The 13594-nt window shown below is 65.3% G+C and carries 14 protein-coding genes; 5 read left to right on the forward strand and 9 right to left on the reverse strand.

Annotation, left to right across the window (positions count from 1 at the left end):
* Positions 1-140: 140 nt before the first annotated feature.
* The 5 genes from M2427_RS31540 to gmk all read left to right on the forward strand — a co-directional run bounded on the left by M2427_RS31540 (position 141) and on the right by gmk (position 4865).
* Positions 141-380 carry an acyl carrier protein gene (locus M2427_RS31540; RefSeq protein WP_008130699.1) on the forward strand — a complete coding sequence of 80 codons (240 nt, stop codon included), beginning with the start codon at positions 141-143 and terminating at the stop codon, positions 378-380.
* Positions 381-488: 108 nt separating this feature from the next.
* Positions 489-1754 (forward strand): beta-ketoacyl-ACP synthase II, encoded by a 1266-nt coding sequence (gene fabF / locus M2427_RS31545; RefSeq protein ID WP_280710710.1) that lies wholly within the window; start codon positions 489-491, stop codon positions 1752-1754.
* A gap of 125 nt (positions 1755-1879) precedes the next feature.
* Positions 1880-3154, forward strand: a complete 1275-nt coding sequence (mltG, locus tag M2427_RS31550) for an endolytic transglycosylase MltG (protein ID WP_280710711.1) — start codon at positions 1880-1882, stop codon at positions 3152-3154.
* Between the two features lie 160 nt (positions 3155-3314).
* A complete protein-coding gene (locus M2427_RS31555) occupies positions 3315-4202 on the forward strand; it encodes a YicC/YloC family endoribonuclease (RefSeq protein ID WP_280710712.1) in 888 nt (295 codons plus the stop codon).
* A 3-nt stretch (positions 4203-4205) separates the two neighbouring features.
* Entirely contained in the window at positions 4206-4865 is a 660-nt protein-coding gene (gmk, locus tag M2427_RS31560) for a guanylate kinase (RefSeq protein WP_280710713.1), read from the forward strand.
* On the opposite strand, the gene M2427_RS31565 is transcribed toward gmk, so the two are convergent.
* The 9 genes from M2427_RS31565 to M2427_RS31605 form a co-directional block, all read right to left on the reverse strand.
* Positions 4798-6063: a hypothetical protein gene (locus M2427_RS31565; protein ID WP_280710714.1), complete on the reverse strand. Its 1266-nt coding sequence runs from the start codon at positions 6061-6063 to the stop codon at positions 4798-4800. The genes gmk and M2427_RS31565 overlap by 68 nt on opposite strands.
* Positions 6064-6217: 154 nt before the next feature.
* Positions 6218-6724: a hypothetical protein gene (locus tag M2427_RS31570; RefSeq protein WP_280710715.1), complete on the reverse strand. Its 507-nt coding sequence runs from the start codon at positions 6722-6724 to the stop codon at positions 6218-6220.
* A gap of 29 nt (positions 6725-6753) precedes the next feature.
* A complete protein-coding gene (locus tag M2427_RS31575; protein WP_280710716.1) occupies positions 6754-8100 on the reverse strand; it encodes a caspase family protein in 1347 nt (448 codons plus the stop codon).
* Between the two features lie 872 nt (positions 8101-8972).
* Positions 8973-9149 (reverse strand): hypothetical protein, encoded by a 177-nt coding sequence (locus M2427_RS31580; RefSeq protein ID WP_280710717.1) that lies wholly within the window; start codon positions 9147-9149, stop codon positions 8973-8975.
* Between the two features lie 245 nt (positions 9150-9394).
* A complete protein-coding gene (locus tag M2427_RS31585) occupies positions 9395-9622 on the reverse strand; it encodes a hypothetical protein (RefSeq protein WP_280710718.1) in 228 nt (75 codons plus the stop codon).
* Positions 9623-9696: 74 nt separating this feature from the next.
* Positions 9697-10755, reverse strand: coding sequence for an alcohol dehydrogenase (locus M2427_RS31590; protein WP_280710719.1), 1059 nt, complete (start codon positions 10753-10755; stop codon positions 9697-9699).
* 22 nt (positions 10756-10777) lie between these two features.
* On the reverse strand, positions 10778-11635 hold the full coding sequence (gene rsmA / locus M2427_RS31595; protein ID WP_280710720.1) for a 16S rRNA (adenine(1518)-N(6)/adenine(1519)-N(6))-dimethyltransferase RsmA: 858 nt from the start codon (positions 11633-11635) through the stop codon (positions 10778-10780).
* A complete protein-coding gene (gene pdxA / locus M2427_RS31600) occupies positions 11635-12645 on the reverse strand; it encodes a 4-hydroxythreonine-4-phosphate dehydrogenase PdxA (RefSeq protein ID WP_280710721.1) in 1011 nt (336 codons plus the stop codon). The genes rsmA and pdxA overlap by 1 nt, the downstream gene beginning before the upstream one ends.
* Positions 12645-13586 carry a SurA N-terminal domain-containing protein gene (locus M2427_RS31605; protein ID WP_280710722.1) on the reverse strand — a complete coding sequence of 314 codons (942 nt, stop codon included), beginning with the start codon at positions 13584-13586 and terminating at the stop codon, positions 12645-12647. The genes pdxA and M2427_RS31605 overlap by 1 nt, the downstream gene beginning before the upstream one ends.
* Positions 13587-13594: the final 8 nt, after the last annotated feature.

Consider the following 13594-nt stretch of genomic DNA (forward strand, 5'->3'; position numbering starts at 1 on the left):
GCCTTGGCCGTCGTTCGCCCGGTCCTGCATCGGTTAGGGTGGGACCACATCAAAGTTCGTAAGCGAAGGCAGTCAACGACCACGACGGCTCGTATCGTCCCGGGGGGTCGGGTCTACAGGGAACAACACGAGGTTATGCAATGAGTGACATTGGCGAGCGGGTTAAGAAGATCGTGGTCGAACACCTTGGTGTTGAACCCGAGAAGGTTGTCGACGCAGCGAGCTTCATCGATGACCTCGGCGCCGACAGTCTGGACACCGTCGAGCTGGTGATGGCGTTCGAAGAAGAATTCGGGTGCGAGATTCCGGACGACGCCGCCGAGACGATTCTCACGGTCGGCGACGCCACGAAGTTTCTCGAGAAGAACGCGAAGAGCTAAGGCTCTTCATTTTCGCGGGGACAACGTTGAAACCGGACGGGCCGCTTTCCAGCGGTCAGCCGGTTTCTTGTTATTGGCCGTGAATCTTTCGATGCGGAGTTTTCGGATATGAGGCGGGTTGTCGTCACTGGTCTCGGCATGGTGTCGCCGCTCGGCTGCGGCGTCGAGCCGACCTGGAAACGCATCCTCAACGGCGAAAGCGGTGCGCGCAGGATCGAGAGCTTCGACGTCTCCGATCTGCAGACCAAATATGCCTGCACGGTCGTGCGCGGCGACGGCAGCAACGACACATTCAATGCCGACAAGTGGATGGAGCCGAAAGACCAGCGCAAGGTCGACGACTTCATCATCTTCGGCATGGCCGCAGCCGGCCAGGCGCTCGACGACGCCAACTGGCATCCCGAGACCGAAGAGGACAAATGCGCGACCGGCACCATGATCGGCTCGGGCATCGGCGGCCTCAACGGCATCGCCGACACCGCGATCCTGCTGAAGGAGCGAGGGCCCCGTAAGGTATCGCCGTTCTTCATTCCGGGCCGGCTGATCAATCTCGCCTCCGGCTACGTGTCGATCAAGCACGGGCTGAAGGGGCCGAACCATTCTGTGGTCACGGCCTGCTCCACCGGTGCCCATGCGGTCGGTGATGCCGCCCGCCTGATCGCGCTCGGCGATGCCGACGTGATGGTCGCCGGCGGTGCGGAGTCGCCGATCAGCCGCATCGGTATTGCCGGCTTCAACGCCGCGCGCGCACTTTCGACCGACTTCAACGAGACGCCCGAGAAGGCCTCGCGTCCCTACGACAAGGATCGCGACGGTTTCGTGATGGGCGAGGGCGCCGGCGTCCTCGTCCTGGAAGAGCTCGAGCACGCCCAGCGCCGCGGCGCCAGGATCTATGCAGAGGTGATCGGCTACGGTCTGTCGGGTGATGCCTATCACATCACGTCGCCGTCGCCCGATGGCGATGGCGGATTCCGCAGCATGACGGCCGCGCTCAAGCGCGCCGGCTTGACCGCATCCGATCTCGACTACATCAACGCGCACGGCACCTCGACGCCGCTCGGCGACGAGATCGAGCTTGGCGCGGTGGAGCGGCTGCTCGGCAATGCCGCATCCAAGGTCGCGATGTCCTCGACCAAATCGTCGACCGGCCATCTGCTCGGCGCGGCCGGCGCAATCGAGGCGATCTTCGCGATCCTCGCGATTCGCGATAACATCGTCCCGCCGACCATCAATCTGGACAATCCGTCGGTCGAGACCGCGATCGATCTCGTGCCGCATAAGGCGAAGAAGCGTGACGTGAACGTCGCGTTGTCGAATTCTTTCGGTTTCGGCGGTACCAATGCGTCGGTGATCGTCCGGCGTCTGGCCCAATAGTTTGTGTTTGCGACGAATCCACCGTTTTGCCGTATTCGGCGATAGTCATGTCTGTGGGCGTGTGCATTTGGCTCGGCAAGCGATTGTCAGGCTGCGATTGAACCGGCAGGATTCAGGTTGCTTCGATGAGTGAAAGGCCGCCCATTTCGCCCCGGAGTCCGCGGGCAGCGCTCGAGCCCGAGCAGGTCCCGCCGCCGCCGAGGCGTTCGGAGCGGGCGCGCAACCCCTTCGTCGTGGTTGGCAACGCCATCATCACATTGCTCTTGATCGGCCTGATCGGTGCCGGCGCGGCCTATTATTACGGCCGGCAGGTGCTCGAGTCGCCCGGGCCGCTGAAGGACGACAAGATCGTCAACATCCCGCAGCGCGCCGGCAAGCGCGACATCGCCGAGACGCTGAACCGGGAAGGCGTGACCGACGTCAATCCCTGGGTGTTCATCGGCGCCGTGGCCGCGCTGAAGGCGAGCTCGGACCTGAAGCCGGGTGAGTATTCGTTCCAGAAGAACGCCTCCTTGCGCGACGTCATCGCCACCATCGTCGAGGGCAAGGTGGTCCAGCATGCCGTCACGATTCCCGAAGGCCTGACCTCCGAGCAGATCGTGGCGCGATTGAGCGACAACGACATCTTCACCGGCAGCGTGCGCGAATTGCCGCGCGAGGGCACGCTATTGCCCGAGACCTACAAGTTTCCGCGCGGGACCCCGCGCGACCAGGTGATCCAGCGCATGCAGCAGGCGCATAAGCGCGTGCTCGCGGAGATCTGGGATCGCCGCAGCCAGGATCTTCCAGTCAAGACGCCCGAGCAGCTGGTCACGCTCGCATCGATCGTTGAGAAGGAGACCGGCAAGCCCGACGAGCGCAGCCGCGTGGCCGCCGTGTTCGTCAATCGCCTCAAGCAGAAGATCAAGCTGCAGTCGGACCCAACCATCATCTACGGCCTGGTCGGCGGCAAGGGCACGCTGGGACGTCCGATCAAGCGCAGCGAGATCACGCAGCCTTCGCCCTACAACACCTATGTGATCGAGGGCCTGCCGCCGGGCCCGATCGCCAATCCCGGCCGCGCTTCGCTGGAGGCCGCCGCCAACCCGGCCCGCACCCGCGATCTCTTTTTCGTCGCCGACGGCTCCGGTGGGCACGCCTTCACCGAGACCTACGACGCGCACCAGAAGAACGTCGCCAAGCTGCGGGCGATGGAGAAGCAGATTCAGAACGACACGGTCGAGCCCGCCGACGACGCCCAGGCGCCGGCCGCCGCGCCCGCGGCGGCCGATACGGCACCGACAGCGACCACGCCGCCCAAGCCGACCCAGCAGAAGAAGCCGCCGGCGCGGCCCGCCAACCCGGCCGCACCTGCCCGCCAGGGCGCGGTACAGCCGTCGCCCCCGGTGGTCCAGCGCTAGGCAAAAATCCCTGGGCCAAAATCCCTGGGCCAAGTCCAGCGCTAGTCCCGCGCAGACCTGCTACGGGACTTTGCGGATTCCACTTTCCTGCAAAATAGTCTTAAGATTCGCGTGGCCTGATGGCCTCGCGAATCCCCTGTTTGTCGGAGAATTTGACCTGATGGCGCTGTCGTCCATGACCGGCTTTGCCCGAAGCCACGGCGCAAGCGGGCCGTATACGTTCGAATGGGAATTGAAGTCCGTCAACGCCAAGGGCTTTGACCTCAGGGTGCGGCTGCCGCAGGGGTTCGACGAGCTCGAGGCCCACGCCAAGAAGCGCGCCGGCGAGCTTTTGTCGCGCGGCACCGTCTACGCCAATCTCAACGTCAAGCGCGCCAATGCGGCCGCCAGCGTCCGCGTCAATGAGGACGTGCTCAACGCCGTGCTGAAGGCGGCCTCCGTCATCGCCGGCAAGGTCGACGCGGTCGCGCCGAGCGTCGACGGCCTTTTGGCGATCAAGGGCGTCATTGAGGTCGCCGAGCCCGAGGGCGACGAGGAGGAGGACAAGGCCGCTCGCGCAGCTGCCGCCGACGCCTTCGACAAGGCGCTCGACGAGCTCGTGGCGATGCGCAGGCGCGAGGGGACTTCGCTGGGCCAGATCCTGACCCAGCGTGTCGACGAGATCGAGCAGCTCGCGACGAAGGCGGAGGCCGCGCCGGGCCGCAAGCCGGAGGCGATCAAGGCCAGGCTCGCCGAGCAGATCGCGGCTCTGCTCGACACGTCAGATCGCTTCGATTCCGAGCGCCTGATGCAGGAGGCCATCCTGATTGCCACCAAGGCCGATATCCGCGAGGAGCTCGACCGCATCGCCTCGCACATCGCGCAGGCGCGCGAGCTGATCGGCAAGGGCGGCCCGATCGGCCGCAAGCTCGATTTCCTGGCGCAGGAGTTTCACCGCGAGGTCAACACCTGCTGCTCGAAGTCGAACGACATCGAGCTGACCAATACCGGGCTTGCCATGAAGAACGTGGTCGAGCAATTCCGCGAACAGGTCCAGAATCTGGAGTGATCGATGACGGCAGGCGGTCACGGAACTGACGGTGTCGAGCGGCGCGGGCTGATGTTCGTGCTGTCCTCGCCATCGGGCGCGGGCAAGACGACGCTGTCGCGTTTGTTGCTCGAGCGGGAGCCTGGCCTGAAGATGTCAGTGTCGGCGACCACGCGTCAGATGCGGCCGGGAGAAGTCGAGGGGCGCGATTATTTCTTCGTCAGCAAGCCCAAGTTCGAAACGATGGTGGAACAGGGTGAACTGCTCGAATGGGCCACCGTGTTCGACAATCTTTACGGGACGCCGCGTGCGCCGGTGGAGGTGGCACTGTCGGCCGGGCAGGACGTGCTGTTCGACATCGACTGGCAGGGCACGCAGCAACTGCACCAGAAGGCGAGCGCCGACGTCGTCCGCGTCTTCATCCTGCCGCCCTCAGCGGCCGATCTCGAGAAGCGGCTGCATTCGCGGGCGCAGGATTCCGACGAGGTGATCCGCAAGCGGATGAGCCGCGCCAGCCACGAGATGAGCCACTGGGCCGAGTACGACTACATCGTCATCAACCACAATATTGATGACGCCTTCGCCGAGGTGCAGTCGATCCTGAAGGCTGAACGCCTCAAGCGCGAGCGGCGGATTGGCCTCGTGAGCTTCGTGCGGGGTCTGCAAGGTCAGCTTCAAGGCTAGGCTGCGACAGCCGCGGCCCTTCGGTTGCCAGCCGCTCCAGCATCGCCGTGATGATGTCGATGTCGACGGCGTCCTCGTCGCGAGCCTCGTCGTCGCGGGCCTCGTCGACGTGCGCGATCGGCTCGTCCTGGGGGATGTCATCGGCCGCGAGCTGGGGCGCGGGCGCCGGGATCTCGAATTCATCGTCCTCGAATTCGTCGTCCTTGAATTCATCGTCCTCGAATTCATCCGCCTCGAACTCATCCTCGAACAAGTTGATCTGTGCCTCGTCAGGTTCGACTGCCGCGACGCGAGCGGCGGGCGCTTGTGCAGCGATCCTGCGGATCTCGTCGGTAAATGCCGCGACTTGCGAGACCTGTTGGACTTGCGAGACTTGCGGACGCATGGCGTCGAAGTCGACCGGACGCGGCCGTTCTGCGCGCGCAGGGACTGCATCGAGCCACGGCGCGCGGTTGTCGTCGTGATCCTGCCTGTTGTCCCAGGTCGGGCGGCGATCGGCCGTCTGGACGCGCACGCGCGAGCCCGCGAAGCGGTAGATCACGCTGGCAATGAGGCCGGCCAGCGCCAGTGCTCCGCCGATCACGAGCAGCAATGTCTGGAGCGAGCCGGTCGGCTTGTCGGCGGGAATTTCGGCCGCGGCCAGCGTCACCGGGGCAAGGGATGCGGCCGGCTGCGCGGAGGCCGTTGCAGGCGCGGTCGTCGTTGCGGGTGATGGCCGCGGTGCGGGCGCGGCGGCTGCGTCGGGCCAGCGCGTGGCGACCGCGGGCTGTTGCGCGTTGCTGTCGGCGGTGGCGCCAGGCGCCTGCTGCGTCGCGGCGGCGGCCGGCGCGGGTGCGCTCGCCGTCGGGCTGCTCTGCGGCGCGACGTATTCGGCACGCGCGTTCTGCACGGATTGCGGTGCTGACGAAGCTGCGCTCGGCGTTGTGTCGACGCTCGCCTGCTGTGCGCTCTGCGTGGCCTTGCTGCCTTCGGCGCGCAGGTACCAGCATTGCCGCTTGGTCGCGCGCTCCAATCGATAGAACCAGTGCTGGCCCTGCGGCGCCGTGCCTTTCGGCGAAGCGAGACAGTCGCTCGCGGCATTCGCCGTGCTTGCAGCACTGGGTGCAGTCGGCGCGTTCTGCGAGACGGCGGCCAAGGGGACGCCGGCGATGATACTGCCGATCAACGCGGATATGAACTTTGCGGTGCGGTTGCCCATCCTGGTCTCCCGATTACGCATGACGCAACTCGTTACCTTCCCTTTCTCAACAAAGAGTTAGGTGGCAATGAGCCGCAAATCCGGAGAGGATGTGGCTTGAATCGGGCCTGCGCGGCGTTCGTTCCACCGCGAATTCAGGCTTTTTGCCGGCGCGCTATTGCTTGCTCGCGGTCCAGGTTCCCGAGCAACCGTCGGAGCTGCGGAACGTGCCGGACCCGCTGCGTCCGGACAGGCGGCCGGCGCCGGTATAGGTGATGCCATTCCCGGCCTGGCCGAACGTGTGCACCGAGCCGTTCGAGCTGACCGTCCCGCTGACGCCGTCGCCGATCACACGGCCCGAGGTCACGACGGTTGCGCCGCTCGACGAGCCGCCGCAGCCGACACTGGTCACGGCCCAGGCGCCATCGAAATTGCCTCCGCTACTGCTGCCGCTACCACCGCCGCTGCGGCGCGACGATGAGCGTTGTTCGTCTGGCGCCGGCTTGCTTCTGGGGGCCGACGGTGTCGGTTCCGCCGAACGATCCGAGCGCGAGCCGGACAGCGATTTTTCGTCATTGCCGATCGAACCGCCCGCGCTTCCGGATTGCGCGAAGGCGGATGGAGCGCTGAGCGCGAGGAGGAGCGCGGCGAGACCAAACGTACGGTTTGCGGTGTTCGACATGAGCCAGAAATCCATCATCAAGAAAAAAATCAGCGGCCGGAGCCGTCGGCGCAGACGGCTCCGATAATGCGGCAAGCTTTGCCAGCCTTGGCGCAATCGTCAAGCGCTGCGTCCTTGGCGCGCTGCACGCCCTCGCGCTGGACCAGCGACCAGGATTTGTCCGAGATCGCGAACGCGCCGCAGCTCTTGCCGTAGAAGGAGAGCTCGATCGGACATTTCGCGCCGGCGCAATTGCCGCGCGCATCCGCCACCGCTGCGCGCCGCGAGGCGTGGTTCCACGAGATGCCCCATTTATTGCTGTCCGGCCCGTAGACGATCGAGCCCCACGGCTTCAGGTCTTCCATCTTGCGCATCCGCAGCAGCAGGCCTTCGGTCGCCTCACCGGTCGGCGCCATGGAAATCCGCTGCTGCAGTTTGGTGATCGCGCGGGTCAGTCCGTCGGGCGTATCAGGATCGAAATTGAGCTCGTAGAGCCGCTCGTTCAATTCGCTGAGCAGCGCGGCATCGCGCAACGGAACGCGGTCGGGATCGGCGCGGAGGCGCTCCGACGGCAACGGATCCGGCTGCATCGCCGCGACCTGCGGCGGCGCAACTTGCGTCGGCGGCACGAAATAGAAGGTGCCGTCGATCGGCGACGAGGATACCCAGGGCTGCTGCGCGCCTGACGTGGCGCGCTTTACGGCAAGGCCAACCTGGTTGAAGGTCTGGAACACGTCGAGGCCGGCGGTGCGGATCGTCGCGGCCAGTGCCTTGGTGTAGGGGCTGTGGCCATCACTGCCGTCTTGCGCGACGTTGCCGGGTTGTGTCGCGTAGGAGATCAACGTGCCCTCGGGCGCGCGCATCTGCGCAAGGCCTCCGTCGGACGAGCGCAGGCCGCGCGAGCCGAAGGGGTTGTTGCGGCAGGCATCGAGGATGACGAGGTTGAGCCGCGTGCCGGATCCCTGCATCTGGCGCAGCACCAGATTGACGTCGGTCATCTGGAAATCGACATCGGCCTCGCGGGTCGGATTGGCGCCGACAGGCACGAGATAGTTGGAGCCGGCGACCTGCACGCCGTGACCGGCATAATAGAACAGCGCGACGTCGGCGCCCTGCACCTGCTTGCCAAAGCTCTGCACCGCGATGTCCATCGCGGCCTTGTCGAGATCGAGCTGGGCGTGGCCGCCGACCAGCGTGAAGCCGAGCGAGCCGAGCGTCTCGGCCATCAGCGTCGCGTCCTTGGAGGGATTGTCGAGCGGCGTGATGTTCTTGTAGGCGGAATTGCCCACAACCAGCGCGATGCGCTTTTCGGCCGATGCCGGTGTATTCGCGACGGTGAGCATGGCGGCGACCAGCGCTGCCAGCATCGTGACGCGATTGAAAATCCTCGCGCGCATCAAACTTCCCCAAAGCAATGGCGCCAATCTACCAGCCCGGCGGATTGGCGAAAAGCGGCGCGACATTCTGGTCGGTATCCCTGTGCGTGGCGCAGCGGGGAAGAGGGCATGGTTGTGCGATCCCGCGGCAAGTTTGTCCGGGCCTTGGTATCGTTCATCGCCCGATGGAGGCCAAAGGGCGCAGGGAAGGCCGGGCGCCGGCGGCACCCGAGATCCGTGCGCTACAGACGTGCACACGGGGTGGATCACAGGTGATGCCGGTCGCCCGGCCTTCCCTGCGCGGATGGTTTTAACGGTGTCCTTCGTGCTCTCCCCGGGGAGCGATGCACTATTGCCCCCGTCGCCTTACAGATGACTGATGCGCGTGCCCGGTCGGGCCGCCACATCACCGCAAGGCTTGACGCACAGGCTCCGGGCGTCAGGACCACACGACTTCTCCGTCCGCGGACGGTCTCGCCTGATCACCCGAGGCTCGCGTGTGCTCGCCCCGGACGGTCGACGAACCCGCTGTGACCGCGCCGTGTCGTGCCGCGTTGCGGATGATTCACGGTTGCCCGCCCTGTCATCAGCACTCCGCGCCGGCGCTACCGCGTCCACCGCAACACCGGCCCGCATCTCGTGACGATCGCGAAGCGCCCCTTTGGCAAGGGCCGGGATGGAGAGTGAATGACATAAATCCGAAATTCGGTAAAGTGGAATATTTTTGCGAGGTGGGATTGACGGGGTGTTTTGCCCGACGGGATACGACGCTCTCGGCATGCCGTCATTGCTTCGCTGCGCGCGCAATGACGAAGGTGAGTGGCCGTGCGCAGCCGACGATGAGCGAGAGTGTCGCGGTCAATAAGGCGGCTTCCGGGGCGCGCGCCGGGGCATCACTTGCTTGCGCAGCAATCGACCAGCAGGCGCCAGATGCGCTGGATCTCGATGGACCTCCGCGTCTCGAGCACGTGGTTCTCGCTGGCATGGGGTGAGGGAGCTACAGAGCGGAGTTCACGCGGTGCGATCCAGCGCTCGGAGATTGGATCGTACCATTTGCCGAGATTGACCAAGCTCGTGTCTCCTCTCTTCCATCCCCCTCCTGGTTTCAACGCGCAGACGTTTCGCTGTGTTCCAATTTTGGGATCGAAGGGATCTGCGCGGAGACCTCGCCGTCAGTCAGTGCTTCGCCCGCCGTGTTGCCTGTCCGCCACGCTTCGAACTCTGTTCTTCACCGGAGAACACCGGATGTTTCGAAAACGGAACGCCCCGCTCTGTTCAACAGTGAACACAGGTACACTGGGATGGCCTGCGGCCACTATCCGAGGCGAGCCTCGCGCGCCGCCGCCAGTCGGTTCGCGCGCCGGTACGCCTCGATCGCTCGGTTGGCGAGCATCAGCGGCCGGCGCTCGCCGGTTCTGAGCTGCGCTTCGATCGCATCGAGAATGACGTTTGCCGAGCTGTCAGGCGGCCCGAGCTCGCCGGTCTTCTCGAGGAAGCTCCAGGCAATGAAGAATGCGCTCTCGACCGTACAGCGAATGGACATGCGCTGCCAACGCGGTGCGGCCGCAGCCGTTCCGTGTGCGGCGGCGAGACGTGCACCCCGCCGCCAGCCGAAACTCAGTTCTTGAGCACGATGCGGCCGACCACCTTGCCGGCGCGCAATTCGTCGATCCATTTCTGGACGTCGCCCATCGGCTCTTCGCGCATCGGCGTCGGCTTGATCTTGCCGGCGCGGGCGAGCGCCATCAACTCGTGCGCCTCCGCGAGCGTGCCGACCATGAAGCCCTCGACGGTGAGGCGCTTGTAGACCCATTGCACCATCGGCAGCGTGAACTGGCCACCCATCAGGCCGGAGACGACGACCTTGCCGCCACGGGCGGCGACGGCCACCGCGAACGCCATCGACTTCTCATTGCCGGCGAAGTCGACGACCTCGTCGAAGCCGCCGTCGGTCTCCTTCAGAATGCGCTTGATCACGTCGGGCTCGGACGGATCGTAGGCGACTGAAGCGCCGTTCTTCAGCGCGGTCTCGCGCGCGGCCGGGCTGAGATCGGCGACCGTGATCGGCTGCTTGAACATGGCTTGCGCGAACGACAGGCCCATCATGCCGACGCCGCCGAGGCCGACCAGCAAGAGATTGCGCTGGCGCGGACGGTCGACCAGGCGCTTGAGCGCGCCATAGGCGGTGACGCCCGAGCACATCAGCGTCGCGGCCTGGTTGACGGGCAGGGGATCGTAATCGAGCAGATATTTCGCGTCGGGCACCAGCACATGGGTGGCGAAGCCGCCGTCGATGGAGACGCCGAGGAAGCGCTGCCTGGCGCAGAGGTTCTCGTCGCCGTTCTTGCAGTCACGGCACTGGCCGCAGCCGATCCAGGGGAATACCGCCTTCTTCGAACCGACCAGGCTCGCCGGCACGTCGGGGCCGACTTCGTCGACGACGCCGGCGATCTCGTGGCCGAGCGTGAAGGGCAGCGTCATGCCGCGCGTCGTGTCCAGCTTCTTGCCGCCGCCGAGATCGGCATAGCCGTCCTGGATGTGCAGGTCGGAATGGCAGAGGCCGCAGCGCTCGATGCGCACCAGCACCTCGGCACCTTGCGGCTTGGGCGTATCGACGATGGTCTCGCACAACGGTGCATCGAACTTGACCAGCGACTGCCGACGCATCAACGCCATATTCCTTCCTCCGAAATTCTTGTTACTCAGCCTCGCTGCGTATATCGGCCAATTCACGCGCCATGGCAACAAAGCCTGCGATGGGGATCGTCTCCGCACGCCGCGTCGCATCGACGCCGGCGGCTTGCGCGAGCCGAGCGGGATCGACACCCAGCGATTTCAGGCTCTGCCGCAGCATTTTGCGGCGCTGCCCGAACGCTGCGGCGGCGACCTGCTCGAGCATTTTGCGATCGCAGGGCAGCGGCTCGGTGCGAGGTGTGAGGCGCACGACCGAAGAGGTGACCTTCGGCGGCGGCACGAAAGCGGACGGCGCAATATCGAACAGGATTTTCGTCTCGCAGCGCCAGTTGGCGAGCACTCCGAGACGGCCATAGGCCTCCTCGTCCTCGTGCGCGACGATGCGCTCGCCGACCTCGCGTTGAAACATCAGCACCATCATGTCGTACCAGGGCGGCCAGGGCTCGATGGTCAGCCAGTTGATCAGAAGCTGGGTCGCGATGTTGTAGGGCAGGTTGGCGACGATCTTCGCGCGCTCGCCAGCGAGCAGCGGGCGCGGGTCGAAGGTCATGGCATCGCCATGCACGATCTCGAGTCGATCAGGATAGCGCGCGGAAATATCCTGCAGGGCGGGAATGGCCCGCTCGTCATGCTCGATGGCGATGACGCGCCTGGCACCGAGTGCAAGCAGTGCGCGCGTCAGTCCGCCCGGACCGGGGCCGATCTCGACGATGGTGCTTTGGTCGAGCGGCGCGGCCGCGCGGGCGATGCGCGCGGTGAGATTGAGGTCGAGCAGAAAATTCTGGCCGAGCGATTTGCGGGCCGACAAGGCGTGCTGGCGGATGACCTCGCGAAGCGGCGGGAGGTCGTCGATCGCGCTCATCAGGTATTTACAGCCGCCATGCGGCTGGCAAGCTTGAGCGCCGCGATCAGGCTCGCCGGGTTCGCCTTCCCGGTCCCTGCGATATCGAAGGCGGTGCCGTGATCGGGCGAGGTGCGGATGAAGGGCAGGCCGAGCGTGACGTTGACGGCATCGTCGAAAGCGACCGTCTTGATCGGGATCAGCGCCTGGTCGTGATACATGCATACCGCGCAGTCATAGGTGTTGCGCGCGGCTTCGTGGAACATGGTGTCGGCGGGCAGCGGTCCCCTGGCGTCGATGCCGTCGTTGCGCAGGACCTTGAGCGCCGGCGTGATCACGGTCTGCTCTTCATGACCGAGCGAGCCGTCCTCGCCGGCATGCGGATTGAGACCGGAAATTGCGATGCGCGGCCGCGCAATGCCGAAACGGGATTTGAGCTCGGCCGCAACGATGCGCACGGTCGAGACGATGAGGTCGCTCGTGAGCTGGGTCAGCGCATCGCGCAGGGACACGTGGATGGTCACCGGCACCACGGCAAGCCGCGGTGACCACAGCATCATCACGGGCTGCGGCACGTGGCCGTCGATGCCTGCGAGCTCGGCGAGGAATTCGGTGTGGCCGGGATGGCGGAAGCCGGCACGGTAGAGCACGCTCTTGGCAATCGGGTTGGTGACGACGGCGCTGGCGCGCCCCTCACGAACGTCTGCGACCGCCTGGCGGATCGAGGCGAGCGCGGCCGGAGCGCTCGATACGTCGGGCTTGCCGGGCCCGGCGGTGGCACGCTCTCCGGTCGCAACCACGGGCAGGGCCTCGGCAAAGGAATTTGCGGCCTCGCCCGGGCTCACTGCAGCGATGCTGATCCCGGCGCCGAGCGTGCTGGCGCGCTGTGCGATGAGCGCTTCGTCGCCAAGCAAATAGAAAGCGGGAAGGCCCAGCTCGCGGCGCCTGAGCCAGGCTGCGATGGCGATGTCGGGGCCGATGCCGGCGGGCTCTCCGAGCGTGAGTGCGAGGGGCTTTGCGGGAGCGGCCATCAGCGGTTGCGATATTCGATCATCGCCGCTTTGCGGAGCTCGTCGAGATAGGCCTTCTGGGCCTTCTCGTACTTCTCCACATACATCTTCTGCTGAATCTCGCGCTTCTTCGGCGTGTCGATCGTGGTCGGCTTGCGCGAGCACAGCACCACCATCTCGATCCCCGCCTTGGTCACCTCGGGCGCGGTCATATGACCGATCGGGGTGTCGTCGAGCACCTTGCGCAGCGCCTCCGGAAGGTCCGAGGTCGTCTTGGTGACACTCTCGCGGACGGTGGCGTTCGGGGTCGACAGGAACAGCGAACTGGCTTCCTCGCAGCTGGCGACGCGCGCGCGATATTGCTCTGCTTCCTTCATCCGCGTCTCCTGGAACGCCGCAGACGAGCCGCGTGGCACAATCAGCACGATCGGCTGCATCTTGTATTCGGTGCCCTCGATCTGGAGCTTCTCGGTGCCGCCCTCCCGCACCTTGTCGGCGACTTCCTTTTCGCCGACGATCAGCTTCTCCTTGAAACGGCCGCGCACGAGACTGGTCCAGACCATCTCGGACTTCATGCGGTTCTTGAGGGTTTCCGGGCGCACGCCCTTGACCTCAAGTGACTTGGTCAGCATCTCCGGCGAGATGCGCATGCGCTGCGCCATGCCGTCGTAGGACTGGTTGACGTCGGAAACGCCGGGATCGACACCGTATTTCTTGCCTTCCTTCAGCTTGATCTTGTCGTCGATCAGCGTGTTGATGACGTCCTGACGGCTCGGCGTCTTCTGCGTCGTCAGCTGCTCGAGCTTGGAGCGCTGCTCGATGTCGAAATCGGTGATGGGATCGCCGTTGACCATGACGACGATGTTCTGTGCCCGCGCCGGCGTGCCGGCGAGGGTCAGCGTAGCGCCCAGCACGGTCCCCAGGACGAGAAGAAGGCGAAAGGCGGGCATTGAGGTCGTCATCGTTGTCG

Origin of the sequence: Bradyrhizobium sp. BR13661 (genome assembly GCF_029892425.1) — a bacterium.
Taxonomy (GTDB): Bacteria; Pseudomonadota; Alphaproteobacteria; order Rhizobiales; family Xanthobacteraceae; genus Bradyrhizobium.